At 70.7% G+C, this 16,133-nt stretch carries 15 protein-coding genes; 4 read left to right on the top strand and 11 right to left on the bottom strand.

The features are described from left to right. The first annotated feature begins 40 nt into the window (after window positions 1-40). Entirely contained in the window at window positions 41-1,843 is a 1,803-nt protein-coding gene (ggt, locus tag AC07RV_RS42695; protein ID WP_444814234.1) for a gamma-glutamyltransferase, read from the top strand. An 83-nt stretch (window positions 1,844-1,926) separates the two neighbouring features. On the opposite strand, the gene fahA is transcribed toward ggt, so the two are convergent. The 6 genes from fahA to AC07RV_RS42665 are packed head-to-tail and all read right to left on the bottom strand — an operon-like array spanning window position 1,927 to window position 8,445. After that, on the bottom strand, window positions 1,927-3,195 hold the full coding sequence (gene fahA, locus AC07RV_RS42690) for a fumarylacetoacetase (protein WP_296780415.1): 1,269 nt from the start codon (window positions 3,193-3,195) through the stop codon (window positions 1,927-1,929). 28 nt (window positions 3,196-3,223) lie between these two features. Then, window positions 3,224-4,198, bottom strand: coding sequence for a Bug family tripartite tricarboxylate transporter substrate binding protein (locus AC07RV_RS42685; RefSeq protein ID WP_296780418.1), 975 nt, complete (start codon window positions 4,196-4,198; stop codon window positions 3,224-3,226). Beyond that, complete coding sequence (gene hmgA / locus AC07RV_RS42680; RefSeq protein ID WP_296780422.1) at window positions 4,195-5,505, bottom strand: homogentisate 1,2-dioxygenase; 1,311 nt, start codon at window positions 5,503-5,505, stop codon at window positions 4,195-4,197. Before hmgA ends, AC07RV_RS42685 begins: the two co-directional genes overlap by 4 nt. Window positions 5,506-5,526: 21 nt before the next feature. Further along, window positions 5,527-5,724: a DUF2783 domain-containing protein gene (locus AC07RV_RS42675; protein WP_057593179.1), complete on the bottom strand. Its 198-nt coding sequence runs from the start codon at window positions 5,722-5,724 to the stop codon at window positions 5,527-5,529. A gap of 25 nt (window positions 5,725-5,749) precedes the next feature. Then, complete coding sequence (locus AC07RV_RS42670; protein WP_296780424.1) at window positions 5,750-7,426, bottom strand: FAD-dependent oxidoreductase; 1,677 nt, start codon at window positions 7,424-7,426, stop codon at window positions 5,750-5,752. 59 nt (window positions 7,427-7,485) lie between these two features. Then, window positions 7,486-8,445: an MBL fold metallo-hydrolase gene (locus tag AC07RV_RS42665; protein ID WP_057593181.1), complete on the bottom strand. Its 960-nt coding sequence runs from the start codon at window positions 8,443-8,445 to the stop codon at window positions 7,486-7,488. A gap of 132 nt (window positions 8,446-8,577) precedes the next feature. Here AC07RV_RS42665 and AC07RV_RS42660 point away from each other — a divergent pair, with 132 nt between their 5' ends. Genes AC07RV_RS42660 through AC07RV_RS42650 form a run of 3 tightly spaced genes read left to right on the top strand, consistent with a single transcriptional unit; the run spans window position 8,578 to window position 11,971 of the window. Then, window positions 8,578-9,411, top strand: a complete 834-nt coding sequence (locus AC07RV_RS42660) for an IclR family transcriptional regulator (RefSeq protein ID WP_057593182.1) — start codon at window positions 8,578-8,580, stop codon at window positions 9,409-9,411. Continuing rightward, window positions 9,408-10,946: a serine hydrolase domain-containing protein gene (locus AC07RV_RS42655; protein ID WP_296780427.1), complete on the top strand. Its 1,539-nt coding sequence runs from the start codon at window positions 9,408-9,410 to the stop codon at window positions 10,944-10,946. Before AC07RV_RS42660 ends, AC07RV_RS42655 begins: the two co-directional genes overlap by 4 nt. Further along, window positions 10,943-11,971: an alginate O-acetyltransferase AlgX-related protein gene (locus tag AC07RV_RS42650; RefSeq protein ID WP_296780430.1), complete on the top strand. Its 1,029-nt coding sequence runs from the start codon at window positions 10,943-10,945 to the stop codon at window positions 11,969-11,971. Before AC07RV_RS42655 ends, AC07RV_RS42650 begins: the two co-directional genes overlap by 4 nt. Window positions 11,972-11,985: 14 nt before the next feature. Here AC07RV_RS42650 and AC07RV_RS42645 read toward each other — a convergent pair whose 3' ends face one another. The 5 genes from AC07RV_RS42645 to AC07RV_RS42625 are packed head-to-tail and all read right to left on the bottom strand — an operon-like array spanning window position 11,986 to window position 15,958. Beyond that, window positions 11,986-12,207 carry a hypothetical protein gene (locus tag AC07RV_RS42645; RefSeq protein ID WP_057593185.1) on the bottom strand — a complete coding sequence of 74 codons (222 nt, stop codon included), beginning with the start codon at window positions 12,205-12,207 and terminating at the stop codon, window positions 11,986-11,988. Window positions 12,208-12,263: 56 nt separating this feature from the next. After that, entirely contained in the window at window positions 12,264-12,926 is a 663-nt protein-coding gene (locus AC07RV_RS42640; RefSeq protein WP_296780432.1) for an ABC-type transport auxiliary lipoprotein family protein, read from the bottom strand. 33 nt (window positions 12,927-12,959) lie between these two features. Next, window positions 12,960-13,931 (bottom strand): MlaD family protein, encoded by a 972-nt coding sequence (locus AC07RV_RS42635; protein WP_296780435.1) that lies wholly within the window; start codon window positions 13,929-13,931, stop codon window positions 12,960-12,962. Between the two features lie 3 nt (window positions 13,932-13,934). Then, window positions 13,935-14,789, bottom strand: coding sequence for an ABC transporter ATP-binding protein (locus AC07RV_RS42630; protein ID WP_296780437.1), 855 nt, complete (start codon window positions 14,787-14,789; stop codon window positions 13,935-13,937). Then, window positions 14,786-15,958 (bottom strand): MlaE family ABC transporter permease, encoded by a 1,173-nt coding sequence (locus AC07RV_RS42625; RefSeq protein WP_296780440.1) that lies wholly within the window; start codon window positions 15,956-15,958, stop codon window positions 14,786-14,788. Before AC07RV_RS42625 ends, AC07RV_RS42630 begins: the two co-directional genes overlap by 4 nt. Window positions 15,959-16,133: the final 175 nt, after the last annotated feature.

Raw genomic sequence — 16,133 nt, 5'->3', positions numbered from 1 at the left:
CGCCCCCGGGAGTGCGCACCCCCCAAAAAGCCTGGCGAGCATGCCAGAGATTCACAACTTGAGGAGACTCACAGTGCCCTTCACGCACGCCACGTCGCGCCGCGCATTTCATTCCCTGATCCTGTTCACCACCATCGGTATTTCCGCTTGCGGCGGTGGTGGATCGGGCACTGCCTTCGCACCCATCGTTCCCCCCGCGTCGCCTCCGGCCGAGAGCACCACGCTCAACGCCGGGGCCGTCGCATCGCCCGACCAGTTCGGCGCGGCCGCCGCCAAGCAGATCCTCGACGCGGGCGGCAATGCCGTCGATGCCGGTGTCGCCACGGCCTTCGCGCTCGCCGTGACCCTTCCCGAGGCGGGCAACCTCGGCGGCGGCGGCTTCATGACGACCTGGATGAACGGCAAGCCCTACTTCCTCGACTTCCGCGAGAAGGCACCGGGCGCGGCCACGCCCACCATGTACCTCGACAAGAACGGCGACGTGATCCCGGGCCTGAGCCTCGACGGCTCGCTGGCCGCCGGCGTGCCGGGCTCGGTCGCGGGCATGTGGACCGCGCACCAGCGCTTCGGCAAGCTCAGCTGGGCGCAGGTGCTGGCACCGGCCATCGCCTATGCGCGCAACGGCTTCGTCGCCTACTCGACGGCCGAGCTGACCACCGTCAACAGCCGCTCGAACTTCAACAAGTACTTCGGCGGCAAGATGATCAAGGGCCAGCTGTTCAAGCAGGCCGAGCTGGCCGACACGCTGCAGCGCATCAGCGACAACGGCGGCAGCGAGTTCTACACCGGCAAGACGGCCGACCTGCTGGTGGCCGAGATGGGTCGAACCGGCGGCCTCATCAGCAAGAACGATCTGAAGAACTACCAGGCGGTGTGGCGCGATCCCGTGTCCATCGACTGGAACGGCCACACGGTCTACACCGCGCCGCCGCCGAGCTCGGGCGGCTTCGGCATCGGGCAGCTGCTCAAGATGAAGAAGGACCTCGAACCGCAGTTCGCCAAGGCACCGCTCAACTCGGCGCAGTACGTGCACCTCACGGCGGAGATGGAGAAGCGCGTGTTCGCGGACCGCGCGCAGTACCTCGGCGACTCGGACTTCTACCAGGTGCCGATGCTGAAGCTGCTGGCCGACGACTACCTCAAGGGCCGCGCGGCCGAGGTCAACCCCGCCACGCCGACGCCGCTGGCCAAGGTGAAGCCCGGCCTCGGCACCGACCCCGTGCCGCCGGTCAGCACCGGCGAGAAGCCGCAGACCACGCACTTCTCGGTGGTCGACAAGTGGGGCAATGCACTGGCCATCACCTACACGCTCAACGGCGGTTTCGGCAGCGGCATCGTGGTCGAGGGCGCGGGCTTCCTGCTCAACAACGAGATGGACGACTTCTCCGCCAAGCCCGGCGTGCCGAACCAGTTCGGCGTGGTCGGCGGCGACGTCAACTCGATCCAGCCCAACAAGCGCCCGCTGTCGTCGATGAGCCCGACCATCGCGGTGAAGGACGGCAAGCTCGCGCTGGTGCTCGGCACGCCCGGCGGCTCGCGCATCTTCACGGCGGTCTACCAGGTGCTGGTCAACGTGCTCGACTACAAGCTGCCGCTCGACCAGGCGCAGGCGCAACCGCGCTTCCACCACCAGCTGCTGCCCGACAACGTCATCTACTACGAGGCCGAGCGCTTCCCCGCGGCCACGGCCGACAACCTGCGCGCACGCGGCTGGACCATGCAGGACGGACTGGCCGGCGGCCAGAACATCCAGGCGATCCAGGTCGTGGGCAATGCGCCGGTGCCGGTGTCCGACCCGCGCAATCCCGATGGCCTCGCGCTCGTGATCGCGCCGAAGCCCTGAGGCCCTGACGTGAAAAAGGCGGTGAAGGCGTTGCCGCCTCCACCGCCTTCATCGCCTTACGGATGGCGAACGCCGGTGTGGCGTCAGACCACCGTGCCGCTGACCTCGCCGAGCCCGATGCGCACCGCGCCCGCGCGCTCGCACCAGCCGCGCATCACCAGCGTGTCGCCGTTCTCGAGGAAGGTGCGCTTCTCGCCGTTGGGCAAGGTCACCGCCTGCTTGCCGCCGAGCGTGAGCTCCATCAGCGAGCCGGCCTGGTCGGGCTTCGGGCCCGAGAGCGTGCCCGAGCCCAGCAGGTCGCCGGGTTGCAGGTTGCAGCCGTTCACCGTGTGGTGCGTCACCAGCTGCGCCGCGGTCCAGTAGGCGGCCTCGGTGGTGTTGCCGAGCGTGAGGCGCACCGGCGCTTCGCCGGCTTCGCGCATCTTCGCGGTCTGCAGCAGCACCTCGAGCGTGATGTCGAGCGCGCCGGCGGCGCGGTTCGACGGCGCATCGAGATAGGGCAGCGGCTGCGGATCGCCCTCGGGCCGCTCGAACTTCGCGCGGAAGGGCGCGAGCGCTTCCATGGTCACGATCCACGGCGACAGCGTGCTCGCGAAGTTCTTCGCGAGGAAGGGGCCGAGCGGCTGGTATTCCCAGGCCTGAAGGTCGCGCGCCGACCAGTCGTTGAGCAGGGTCACGCCGAACAGGTGCTCCTCGGCCTCGCCGATGGCGATCGGCTCGCCGAGCGCATTGCCGCGGCCGATGAGGAAGCCGAGCTCGAGTTCGTAGTCCAGGCGCTTCGACGGGCCGAAGCTGGGCTCGGCGGCATCGGGCGCCTTGGTCTGGCCCTGCGGGCGCTTGAAGACCTGGCCGCTCACGCCGATCGACGAGGCGCGGCCGTGGTAGCCGATCGGCACCCACTTGTAGTTGGGCATCAGCGGCTGGTCGGGACGGAACAGCTTGCCGATGGTGGTCGCGTGGTGGATGCCGGTGTAGAAGTCGGTGTAGTCGCCGATGCGGCAGGGCACGGTCATCTCGGCCTGCGCCTGCGCGAGCAGCGCCTTCGACCAGGCGGCCTGCTTGTCGCTGCCTTCGGCGAGGCCGGCCGAGAGCGCGGCGCGCAGCGCCTGGCGCTCCTTGGTGCCCGCGGCCATCAGCGCGTTCATGTCGTCGCTGTCGACCAGGCCCGCGGCGCGCAGGTCGAGCACCTGGTCGCCGATGGCGACGCCGATGCGGAAGGCCTCGGTGCTGCCGGCGGCGCGGAAGCGGCCGAAGGGCAGGTTCTGGATCGGGAAGTCGCTGCCGGCTTCATTGGCCGAGGCGACCCAGCTGCGCAGCTTCGGGTCGTGGGTGGCGTTCAGTGCGGTGGTCATGGATGTGTCTTTCGTTGCGGTGTTCGGTTCACTCGGCCGTCATGCCGGCCTTCTTCGCCACCTCGCCGAGCCGCTGGTACTCGGTCTGCGTGAGCGTGGCCAGTTCCTGCGCGCTCGAGCCGCGCGGCGAGAAGCCGGCCTGCGCCAGCTTGGCCTTCACGTCGGGCTGCGCGAGCGCCTCCACGAAGGCCTCGTTGAGCGCCTTCACGATCGGCGCCGGCAGGTTGGCGGGGCCGTAGACGCCGAACCAGGGCTCGAGCGCATAGCCCTTGAGGCCGGCCTCGGCGATGGTCGGCACCTCGGGCAGCGAGGGCGAGCGCGTGGGCCCGGCCACGGCCAGCGCGCGCAGTTTGCCGGCCTGGATGTGCGGCAGCGAGGCCGGCAGGTTGTCGAACATCAGGCCGATGTTGTTGCCCAGCATGTCGGTGATGGCCGGGCCGCTGCCCTTGTAGGCCACGTGCGTCAGCTCGGTGCCGGTCATCTGCGCGAACATCACGCCGGCCAGGTTCATCGAGGTGCCCGCGCCCGCGGTGGCGTAGGGCATGCCGGGGGTCTTCTTCGCGGCCGCGATCAGGTCGGCCACCGACTTGATCGGCGAGGCCGCCGGCACTTCGAGCACGATGGTCGAGGTGCCCAGCAGGCTGATGGCGGTGAAGTCCTTGCGCGGATCGAAGGCCATCGACTTGTAGATGTGCGGGTTCAGCGCATTGGTCGAGATGGCGCCGAAGCCGATGGTGTAGCCGTCGGGCGCGGCCTTGGCCACGGCGTCCATGCCGATGTTGCCGCCCGCGCCGCCGCGGTTGTCGATCAGCACCGGCTGGCCCAGCTTCTCCGACACCTTCTGGCCCACGGTGCGCGCCACCAGGTCGGTGGTGCCGCCCGGGGTGTAGGGCACGATGAAGCGGATCGGCTTGGCGGGGAAGTCCGCGGCCTGCGAGAGCAGGGGCGTGGCGAGCAGCGCGAGGACCGCGGCGCGGCGCGTCAGGGCGAAGACGGGGCTCATGGCTTGAACTGGTCCTTGAGGCCGGCCCAGCAGTCGGCGTAGTCGGTGTCGAGCGCCTGGCTCTGCAGCGCGAAGTTTGTCGGGATGAAGCGGTAGCGGCTCTCGAACATGAAGGCCAGCGTGTTGTCGAGCTTGTGCGGCTTGAGGTCGGCGTGGGTGGCCTTGTCGAAGGCTTCCTCGTCGGGGCCGTGCGGCACCATGCTGTTGTGCAGGCTCGCGCCGCCGGGCTTGAAGCCGCCGGGCTTGGCGTCGTACTCGCCGAGCACCAGGCCCATGAACTCGCTCATCAGGTTGCGGTGGAACCACGGCGGACGGAAGGTGTTCTCCATCACCATCCAGCGCGGCGGGAAGATCACGAAGTCGCAGTTGGCGGTGCCGGGCGTGTCGCTGGGCGAGGTCAGCACGGTGAAGATCGAGGGATCGGGATGGTCGAAGCTGATCGAGCCGATCACCATGAAGTGCGCGGTGTCGTACTTCACGGGCGACAGGTTGCCGTGCCAGGCGACCACGTTGAAGGGCGTCTGCTTCATCGGCGCGTGCCAGAAGCGGCCGCCGAACTTCTTGACGATCTCGTAGCCGCCTTCTTCCGCTTCGAAGGCCGCCACCGGCGCCTGGAAGTCGCGCGCGTTGGCCAGGCCGTTTGAGCCGATCGGGCCGAGCTCGGGCAGGCGGAAGTGCGCGCCGTAGTTCTCGCAGACGTAGCCGCGCGAGAGTCCGTCGGGCAGCGCCACCTTGAAGGCCATGCCGCGCGGCAGCAGCGCGATCTCGCCGGGCTTCACCTCGAGCACGCCGAGCTCGGTGGTGATGACCAGCCGGCCCTGCTGCGGCACCACCAGCATCTCGCCGTCGGCGTTGACGAAGGCGCGCTTGTCCATCGAGCGGCCCGCCAGGTACATCAGCGAGCCGATGCCGACCTGCGACTCGGCATCGCCGTTGGCCGCGATGGTGTGCATGCCGTCGACGAAGTCATGTTCCCCCGCGCCGTCCAGCGGCTGCGGATGCCAGCGCAGCGGCTCGGGCGGCAGCGCGATCTCGCGGTCGGCGCCGGTGGTCCAGTGCGCCTGCGCATAGGGCTGGTAGCGGCCCGACACCACCGAGGGCTGGCGGCGGTAGAGCCAGGTGCGGCGGTTCTCGTGGCGCGGCGCGGTGAAGGCGGTGCCCGAGAGCAGCTCGGTGTAGAGGTCGAAGGGCCCGCGCTGCGGGTTGTTGCGGCCCTGCGGCAGCGCGCCGGGCACGGCCTCGGACGCGTATTCGTTGCCGAAGCCGCTCTGGTAGCGGCGCTCGGTGGCGGGAGTTGCGGCGGTCATGGTGTCCTCACTGGATGGTGTTCATTTCGCGGCCGCGAGCGCTTCGCGCAGCACGGGCAGCGAGCCGATGTGGTTGGCCAGCAGCAGCACGAGGCGCGCGTTGTACGCATGGCTCTCCTCGGTGCTCAGGCCCTGGTGCGCCTCGATCAGCGCTTCGTAGAAATCGTCGGGCGCCTCGAGGTGCGCGTCGGTGATCAGCGTGGGGGTGGATGCGGTCATGGGCAATGTCTCGCTGCGTGTCGTCTCAGGCCCGGGCCAGCGCGCGGTCGAAGGCCGCGCGGATCTGCGCGGGCGACGGTGCGCGCCAGCGCGCGCTCACATGCTGGTCGGGACGCAGCAGGTAGACGGTGCCGGGCCGCGCATCGTAGCGCCGCACGGCCAGTTCGCTCGCCGCGCCCGCGGGTACGCGTACCGTGCGCAGCGGCAGCGCCGCGGCCTCGATGGCGCGCAGGCTCTGCGCGACCGCTGCGTCGTCGGCATCGCCGAACACCAGCGCCGTGAAGCCGTGCGCGCGGCCGAGCTCGCGCAGCAGCCAGCCGCTGCCGCCCTCGGCGAGCGCCACCGGCGCGTCGGCTGCGGCCGCGCCCGGCACCATCGCGCCCGCGAAGCCGTCGCCGTGTGCGTCGGGCGTGTTGAGCGGCGAGCCGCGCAGCACCGAGGGCACCGACAGCCGGCCGCTGTTGACCAGCGTGCGCGCGAAGGCGTGCCGCCGCGTCAGCGCCAGCACCGCGTCGCGGAACAGCCGGCTGACCTCGCTCTTGGGCGTGATGAAGTCGGTGGCGCGCGTGGAGTTGCGGATGTTCTCGTCGGCCGCGTATTCGCGCTCGCCGGCGTAACTGTCGAGCAGCGCATCGGGCGCCTCGCCGCGCACCACGGCGGCCAGCTTCCAGGCCAGGTTGTCGGCGTCCTGCACGCCCGAGTTGGCACCGCGCGCGCCGAACGGCGACACGCCGTGCGCCGAGTCGCCCGCGAACAGCACGCGGCCGTGGCGGAAGCTGTCCATGCGCTGGCAGGCGAAGGTGTAGACGCTGGCCCAGCCGATCTCGAACTGCACGCCCGCGTGGCCGATGCTGTCGAGCAGCGCGCGCACGCGCGGCACGATGCGCTCGGGCTTGCGCTCCTCCACCGGGTCGGCCTCCCAGCCGAGCTGGAAGTCGATGCGCCACATGCCGTCGGCCTGCTTGTGCAGCAGCACGCTCTGGCCCGGATGGAAGGGCGGGTCGAACCAGAAGCGGCGCTCGGTCGGCAGCTGCGCGTCCATCGTGATGTCGGCGATCAGGAAGCGGTCGCGGAACACGCGACCCTTCGATTCCTGGCCCAGCAGCTGGCGCAGGTTCGAGCGCGAGCCGTCGCAGGCGCTCACGTAGTCGGCGGCCAGGCGGTACTCGCCCTCGGGCGTTTCCACGGTCAGCGTCGCGCCCTCGGCGTCCTGCGCGATGCCGGTGACCTTGTTGTTCCAGCGGATGTCGATCAGCGGCAACTGCGCCGCGCGCTCGGCCAGGTAGCCCTCGACGTAGTACTGCTGCAGGTTGATGAAGGCCGGGCGCTCGTGGCCGGGCTCGGGCAGCAGGTCGAAGCGGTAGACCTGCTCGTCGTGGAAGTAGACCTTGCCGATGTTCCACGACACGCCCTTGTCGACCATGCGGTCGCCGCAGCCCAGCCGGTCGAAGACCTCGAGCGTGCGCTTGGCGAAGCAGATCGCGCGCGATCCGGTCGACAGCGTGTTGTCGTTGTCGAGCAGCACCACCGGCACCTGGCGCAGCGCGAGGTCGATGGCCAGCGCCAGGCCCACGGGGCCGGCGCCGACCACCACCACCGGGTGGCGCGCGGGCGGGGCCGCGTCCTGGTCGGGGTGGCGGCGGTAGTCGAAGCGCAGGCTCTGGTAGTCGACCTGCGCGGCTTCGGTGGCGAGTGCGTTCACGTCCGTTGTCTCCGTCTCTTCTGTCCTGCCGCTCCCTCGGCGGGGAGGGAGCGCCCGTCTCAGCCTTCGAGCGCCTTCCACATCTCCACGTCGCGCTCGGCGGTCCACACGCGCGGGTCGACGTGGCCCGAGGCCTCGTCGTAGGCGCGGCTCACGTCGAAGGGCATGCAGTGGTCGAAGATCACCCACTGGCTGTACTTGGGCTTGAGCTTCTCGTAGGTGTCCTTGTAGACCGCGTTGAGGTCGCGCCCGGCCTTCACGCCTTCCTGCACGCTGGCGTAGACGTCGGCGATGAAGTCGCGCGTGCCCGTCAGGCCCTCGGCCACGGCCTCGGGCGTGGTCAGCGCGGCGCCGCGGCCCGGCACCAGCGCGGCGGGCTTGAGGGCGGCGACGTTGTCGAGCGTCTGCGGCCAGTCCTTGAAATAGGCGTCGCCCGCGTACGGCGTGGCGCCGAACTCGACCAGGTCGCCCGAGAGCAGCGCGCGTTCCTGCGGCAGCCAGACCACGGTGTCGCCCTTGGTGTGGCCGCGGCCGAGCTGCAGCAGCTGCACCTCGAGCTTGCCGAGCCACAGGGTCATCTTGCCGGTGAAGGTCATGGTGGGCCAGGTCAGGCCCGGCGGCACGGTCTCGACGTTCTGGAACAGGCGCGGGAAGCGGCCGATCTCGCTGGCCTTGTCCTGCTCGCCGCGCTCGACGATCAGGTCGCGCGTGTCCTGGCTCGCCAGGATGTGCTCGGCGCCGTAGCCGGCCGCGCCCAGCACGCGCACCGCGTGGTAGTGCGTGAGCACCACGTACTTGATCGGCTTGTCGGTCACTTCGCGGATGCGGCGCACCACGTCGGCCGCCATCGCGGGCGTGGCCTGGGTGTCGGCCACCAGCACGCAGTCGTCGCCGATCACGATGCCGGTGTTCGGGTCGCCCTCGGCGGTGTAGGCCCAGGCGTGTTCCGAGATCTGGCTGAAGGTGACCTTCTTCTCTTCCATGTCGGCCTGGCTGGCGAATTTCTTGGCTTGGCTCATCGTGTGTCTCCGGTGGAGTGTTTGGAGGGTGGGGTGGCGGGTGGTTGAAATTCGTTTAGGGCGAACGAATTTGCAGTTAACGAATTTGCGCGAGTGTAAGCCGCGAATCGCTTCATGTCTAATCCCCACTCCATGAACGAAGCACAACCTGACGCCGACCGCGCCCAGCGCGGCATCCAGAGCATCGAGGTCGGCGGCCAGCTGCTGCGCGCGCTGGTGCACCACGGCCGGCCGATGGCGCTCAAGGACCTGGCGCGCGAGGCCGACATGACGCCCGCCAAGGCCCATCCCTACATGGTGAGCTTCGGCCGGCTGGGGCTGATCGAGCAGGACCGCGCGAGCGGCCACTATCTGCTCGGCCCGCTGGCGCTGCAACTGGGCCTGATCAGCCTGCAGCAGGCCGACCCGGTGCACATCGCCACCCCGGCCATCGCCCAGCTCGCGCAGCAGACCGGCCACACCATCGCGCTGGCGGTCTGGGGCGCGCGCGGCGCGACCATCGTGCGCACCGCCGAATCGCCCTCGCCGGTGCACGTCAACATGCGCCACGGCACGGTGTTCTCGCTGACCAACACGGCCTCGGGCCGGGTGTTCGCGGCCTACCTCGATGCCGAGCGCGTGCGCGAACTGCTCGAGGCCGAGCGCCTGCGCCAGAAGCAGCGCAAGGCCGAGCCCGCGCCGCCGGCCGGCATGCCGCCGGTGCAGCCGCTGCCTTCGTGGGCCGATTTCGAGCGCCAGCTGCAGGAAGTGCGCGCGCACGGCATCAGCCGTTCCGACGGCGAGGTGATCGAGGGCGTGAGCGCCATGGCCGCGCCGGTGTTCGACCACACGGGCGCGATCGTGCTCGCGATCACCGCCATCGGCCCGGCCGGCATCTTCGACACGACCTGGGACGGCGCCATCGGCACCGCGCTCAAGGGCTGCGCGGACGCGGTGTCGCAACGGCTGGGGGCGAGCCGCCGATGAACGCGTCGCACGCCATGGCCGCGGGCCTCCAGGCCCTCTCGCTGTCCGTTTCCCTCGCCTTCGCCGGCGGTGCCGCCGCGGCCGACGACGGCCCTTGGCCCACCGCCGGCTGGACCGTCGCCACGCCCGCCTCGCAGGGCATGGACCCGGCCGAGCTCGCGCGGCTGGTCGAGCTCGGCGCCACCCACCAGCTCGACAGCCTGCTGGTAGTGCGCCACGGCCGCATCGTGGTGGAGGCCTACTACGCGCCGTTCCGCCCCGGCCTGCGCCACGCGGTCAACTCGGTCACCAAGGCCGTGGTCGGCACGCTCGCGGGCATCGCCATCGAGGAAGGCAAGCTGCGCCTCGACGACCCGGTGTTCGACGGCGCCACCGATCCCCAGCGCGGCGCGGTCACGGTCGCGCACCTGCTCGACATGACCTCGGGCATCGACTGGACCGAGCCGCTCAACGACCGCGGCAAGCCGGTCTCGCTGATCGAGATGGAGCGTGCGCGCGACTGGGCCGCCTACGTGCGCGGCCGCCCGATGGCGCAGGCGCCCGGCGCCGGCTTCAACTACAACAGCGGCAACTCGCAGCTGCTGTCGGCCCTGCTCGCGGGGCGCACCGGCGGCGACCTGCAGGCCTATGCCACCGAGCGTCTGTTCAAGCCGCTGGGCATCGCCGACCTGCGCTGGCGCCAGGACCCGCAGGGCGTGCCCGTCGGCGGCTTCGGCTTGGCGCTGCAGCCGCGCGACATGGCGAAGATCGGCCAGCTCTACCTGCGCGGCGGCCGCTGGGAAGACCGCCAGCTCGTGCCGGCCGCCTGGGTCGCGAAGAACCTCGCGGCCACGGTCGAGATGAAGGACCTCGGCACGCCGGGCTTCTTCTACGCCAACGGCTGGTGGACCCTGCCCGCGCGCCGCATCTACATGGCCATGGGCCACAACGGCCAGGGCATCGTGGTGCTGCCCGAGGCCGACGCGGTGGCGGTGTTCACGAGCACGCGCGCGGCGCCGGTGCCGCTCTTGATCGAGCGCATCCTGCGGTCGGTCAAGGCCGGCGGCGCCGTCGCCGACGATGCCGCGGCCCAGGCCGCGCTCGAGGCCGCGGTGGCGAAGGCCACGGCCGAGAAGCCCTCCGAGGTCGGCCCGGTGCCCGACGCGGCGCAGCGCCTCGCGGGCCGCACCTGGCGCTTCGGCGCCAATCCGATCGGGCTGCGCAGCTTGCGGCTCGAGCTCGATCCCGCGAACCCGCGCTACGAGGTCGTGACCGCCGCGCGCCGCCCCGGCGGCGCCGACGAGCGCTTCACCGCGCCGATCGGCCTCGATGGCCTGTTCCGCACCAGCCCCGCGGGCGGCCCGATGCCGGTGGTCGCCACCCGGGGCCGCTGGAGCGATGCGCGCAGCTTCGACGTGGAGGCGCGCATCCTCGGCGAACCGCTGCGCACCCGCTACCTGCTGCGGCTGCGCGAAGATGGCGCCGAGGGCATCGACCTCGTCTTTTCCAACTCCTATGGCTTCCAGGCCGAGATGCGCGGGGAGACCGCGCCATGACAATGAATTCTTCCTTCGCCAGGCTGTGGCTCTGGATCTTCGGCATCGGCTACGCCGTGTTCGTCGGGCTGCTGCTGCAGACCCTCTTCACGCCCGCGCCCTATGGCGACCTCGCGCGCATCGGGCGCATCTCCGACCATGACTTCGGCTGGCGCATCGACCCGCCGCGCGTCGACCCCGCGCTGCTGCGTGGCGTGCCGCTCGAGCAGGCCGACATCCTGGTCATCGGCGACAGCTTCTCGGCCACGCACCGCTGGCAGTCGCAGCTCGCGAAGGCCGGCTATGGCGTCGCCACCACCTACTGGCAGGGCATCGACGAAACGCTGTGCGATGACTTCGATGGCTGGCTCGCGGCCGGCGGCTTTCGCGGCAAGCTGGTGATCGTCGAGAGCGTGGAGCGGCTGGTCGATTTCCGGCTCGAGCGCTCGCAGGCCTGCCGCGAGATGAAGAAGCCGCTGGCGGCGAATCCCGAGGTGCCGTCGCCGCCGCTCGACAGCGTGCCGGGCTTCGCGCTCAACTGGGAAGGCCAGCTCTACGCGGGCTTCCTCACGCAGCGCTGCACGCGCGCGGCCATCGCCGGCAAGAAGCGCAGCGGCTGCGACCAGCAGACGCGCGCGCACGCGGTGCCCGACGGCTGCGCCCTGTTCAGCAACCGGCGCTGCGAGATGGCGCTGTTCCTGGGCCAGGACGAGGCCAGCCACGAACTCACGGCCGCGCACGCCGCGCAGCTGCAGGCCTTCGGCAAGGCGCGCGGCACGGTGCCGATCCTCTGGATGATCGTGCCCGACAAGACCACCACCTATCTCAAGCCCGCGCATTCGCGGGACTTCGTGAAGGCCTTCGGCGACGCCGGGCTCGGTCCCGACCTGTTCGCGTTCGCGCAGCAGCAGAAGACCGCGATGCGCGACTTCTACATGCCCAACGACACCCACATCTCGATGCAGGGGCAACTGGTGCTGGGCGACCGCATGGTGCAGGCGGTGAAGGAGAAGCTGGCCGCGCCGGCCGCGCCGCGCGGGGGCTGAGGCCGCGAGGCCGTTCAGCCCTTGCGGCCGCCGAACAGCACCAGCACCCCGCCCACCACGATCGCCGCGACACCGGCCCAGGCCGGGAAGTTCACGGTCTGCTTCTCCTTGACCGACAGCTCGATCGGCCCGAGCTTGGCCTGATGGGTCTCGCGCGTGAAGCTGAAGCCGCCGAGGCCCAGCCCGGCGATGCCGGCGACGATCAGGATGATGCCGACGATGCGGGTGGCGTTCATGGTGCGTGTCCTCCGTCCGTGGGCCGATGCGGGGTGCCGCGGCTGGCGGCAGCTTACTACCGCGGCTGCTGCTGTTGCTGCTGGTCCACCCACTGCACGATCTCGGCGATCGCCGCGTCGCTGGCCGCGGCCAGCGCCTTCACGCCGCCCGGTGCATCGGCGCTCGGCGCGGGCCGGCGCACGGTGATCAGCTTCTGGCCCATCACGCGGTCGCCGCCGGTGCCGCTGCGCACGAGCGTGACGCGCAGCCGCACCAGGCCCACGCTCGCGCCCGGCGAATCGAAGTAGTGGCTGAACTCGTCGAGCGACAGGCGCAGCGTGTCGGGCACGCGGCCCTCGGCGCGCGCGATGGTCGCGCTCTCTTCGGGGCCCAGCACGGTGCGGCGCTCGGCCAGCGTGTCGCGCAGCCGCTGGCGCAGCAGCTGCGCGGGCGACAGGCTCCAGCGCGACTGGCCATAGGGCTTGAGTTCGTTGGCGTCGGCATAGCCGAGCCGGTAGAGGATCTGCGTGCCGTCGAGCCGCGGATTGGCCTCGATCTCGGGCAGCGCGATCATGGCCTGCGCCGCCGGCGCGCTGCTCGCCTGCTGCGCCGCCATCGGCCCGGGACCGAAGTCGTAGAGCGTGGCGCGCTGGGGCTTGTCGGGCAGCGCGCCGCAGCCGGCCAGCAGCAGCGCGAGGCCAAGGCCGAGAGCGAGAAGGGGATGCGTGGCGTTCTTCATGGTCGTTGTCCTGCCATCGTGGATGCCGCGGCCTCAGGGCCTGGCGCCGTTGCCGCTCGCGGCCGGCGGCGTGAAGCCCGGCTCGCCCGGTCCGGCCGCCGCGCCGCCGTTGCCGAACAGCAGCGATTGCGGGTTGTCGTTGATGCTGTCGGCCGCGCGGCCGAGCCGGCGCACCGCGTGCGAGGTGTCGTCGGCCACGCGGTTCACGCGCGGCAGCGTGGCGGCATTGAAGGAGTCGACCGCCTGCGCCAGCGCCTTGGTGCCGTCGCCCAGGCGCTGCACCGGGCCGTCGGGCGCATTGAGCCGGGTCACGGTGCCGTTGAAGTTGTTCGCCACGCGCGAGACGTCGCCCGCGGCCTTCTTCACCGAGTCGAGCGTGTCGGGCAGCCGCTGCAGCACGGGGGCGACGCCGGTCTTCACGGTGCCGTCGAGGCGCAGCATCAGCTGGTTGGCGCTCGAGGTCGCGGCCGCGATGTTCTCCAGCGCATCGGCCACGCGCTTCTGGTTGTCGTCGTTGAGCAGGCGGTTGGCGCGCTTCGTCACCTCCTCGACCTGGTTGATGATCGCCTCGCCGCGGTCCTGCAGCTGGGCCAGCATCGAGGGCTTGAGCGGGATGCGCGGCGGGTCGCCGTTGTCGGGCTTGAGCGCCACGTTCGATTCGCCCTTGTCGTCCAGCGCGATGAAGGCCAGGCCGGTCACGCCCTGGTAGCTCAGCGTGGCGAAGCTCGAGGTGGTCAGCGGCACGCGCTCGTCGACCGTGATGCGCACGCGCACGTTGCCCTTCACCTTGGGATCGAAGTCGATCAGCGTGACCTTGCCGACCGCGATGCCGCGGTAGCGCACCATCGCCTGCGGCTGCAGGCCGCTGACCGCGTCGCGCGTGGAGAGCTCGTAGATGTTGCGCACGGTGTTGTCGCGCGTGAACCAGACCACCAGCCCCACGAGCACGGCGAGCAGGCCGAGCACGAAGGCACCGGCGGCGAGGGCATGGGCTTTGTTTTCCATGGACTACCTTTCGGCGCCGCCGGCCTCGGGCCGCGGCGCATGTCGTTCGGGGGCGGGTCGGTCGTGCAGCGCCTCCAGGGCGCGTTGGCCGCGCCCACCGAGAAAGTACTCGTGGATGAAGGGATGCGGGTAGGCGATCACCTCGCGCGCGGTGCCGCTGGCGATGACCTTCTGGTCGGCCAGCACCGCGATGCGGGTGCTCAGGTCGAACAGCGTGTCGAGGTCGTGCGTGACCATCACCACCGTGAGGCCGAGCTCGCGGTGCAGCCCGCGCAGCAGGTCGCAGAAGCTGTCGGAGGCCTCGGGATCGAGGCCGGCCGTGGGTTCGTCGAGCAGCAGCAGCGGCGGGTCCATGATCAGCGCGCGCGCCAGCGCCACGCGCTTGATCATGCCGCCCGACAGGTCGGCCGGGCTGCGGTTCGCATGGCGCGGCTCCAGGCCCACCATCTGCAGCTTGACCAGTGCCGCGTTGCGGATCAGCTCGTCGGGCAGCAGCTTGAGCTCGCGCAGCGGAAAGGCGATGTTCTCGAGCACGCTGAAGGCCGAGAACAGCGCGCCGTGCTGGAACAGCATGCCGACGTTGGCCGCGCCCGCCGCGCTGAGTTCGCCGGGCGCCTGGCCCAGCACCTCGACCGTGCCCTTCGAGGGCTTCTCGAGCCCGAGGATCTGGCGCAGCAGCACCGTCTTGCCGGTGCCCGAGCCGCCGACCAGCGACAGCACCTCGCCGCGCGCGATGCGCAGGTCGAGGTCACGGTGCACCACCTGCTCGCCGTCGGTGTTCTTGAACACCGTCCACAGGCGGCGGATGTCGACCACGGTCTCGGGCGCGGCGGAAGAGGGCGTGGCCTGCGTGTTCATCCGCGGAACCCGATGCCCTTGAACAGCACGGCGAACAGCGCGTCGACCAGGATCACCGCGGTGATCGAGGTCACGACCGACGAGGTGGTGCCGCGCCCCAGGCTCTCGGTGTTGGGCTTGACCTTCATGCCGAAGTAGCAGCCGATCAGCGCGATCAGGATGCCGAACACCGCCGACTTGGCGGTGGCCAGCCAGAGGTTGGCGATCGGCACCGCGCGCGGCAGCGCCGAGAGGAAATAGGCCGGCGAGATGTCGAGCGCCGCGTCGGCCGCGAGCATGCCGCCCAAGAGCGCCGCCATCGAGGTCCACAGGCTGATCAGCGGCATCGCGATGGCGAGCGCCAGCACGCGCGGCATCACCAGCCGGAAGCCGTGCGGGATGCCCATCACGCGCATCGCGTCGAGCTCCTCGGTCACGCGCATCACGCCGATCTGCGCCGTGATCGCCGAGCCCGAGCGGCCCGCGATCAGCACCGCCGCCAGCACCGGCCCGAGCTCGCGCACCAGCGACAGGCCGAGGATGTTGACCACGAAGGTCTCGGCGCCGTACTGGCGCAGCTGCTGCGAGATCAGGTAGGCCAGCACCACGCCGATCAGCAGGCCGACCAGCGCCGTGATGTGCAGCGCCGTCGCGCCGAACTGGTAGAGATGGCCCGAGAAGTCGCGCCAGGGCCCGCGGTGCGGCGCCGCCAGCAGCCTGCCGACGTCGATCGTGAGCTGGCCGATCAGGCCGACGAAGTCGCGCGTCACGCCCATCGCGCGCGGGCCGTTGTGCGAGAAGTCGCGCAGCCGCTCGACCAGCGTCTTCGGCGGTTCCTCGGGCGTGCCGACGGTGTACTGCGCCACCTGGTCGAGCACCGCCTTGTGCTGCGGCGCCAGCTCGAGCGTGGCCGGCCAGTCGTGGCGCCAGCGCTCCCACAGCAGTTGTGCGCCGATGTGGTCGAGCTGCGCGATCGGGCGCAGGTCCCAGGCCGCGTCGTCCTGCTTGGGCAGCGCGTCCAGGCTCTTCGCGAGCGCCTGCCAGTCGGAGGCCGAGGACATCGCCAGCGTGGTCCAGCGGCCGCTCGCCACGATCCAGCGCTTGCCGTCCTGTTCGCGCGACTCGATGCGGGGTCTCGCGGCGACGTCGGCTGCAGCGGGGCTGTCGGCAGGCGGCGTGGTGGAGGGCATGGTCCGGGGGAGCGGGTGGGAAGAGGAGGAGGAAGAAGGCGGAAGAGGCGCGGGACGAACCAAAGGTTTCAAAATGCAGCGCGCATCGTAACCGTAGGCCCCGGGGCGCCATGTGCGACCGAACCCTCGATTACGTAGGGAAGCACGCCGTTTTTCCTGAGGCCTTTCTTAACTT

Source organism: Variovorax sp. GW821-FHT09B01, from assembly GCF_059418345.1.
Note: the sequence above shows the minus strand (reverse complement) of the source record. Positions and strands in the feature narration are given on the sequence as shown.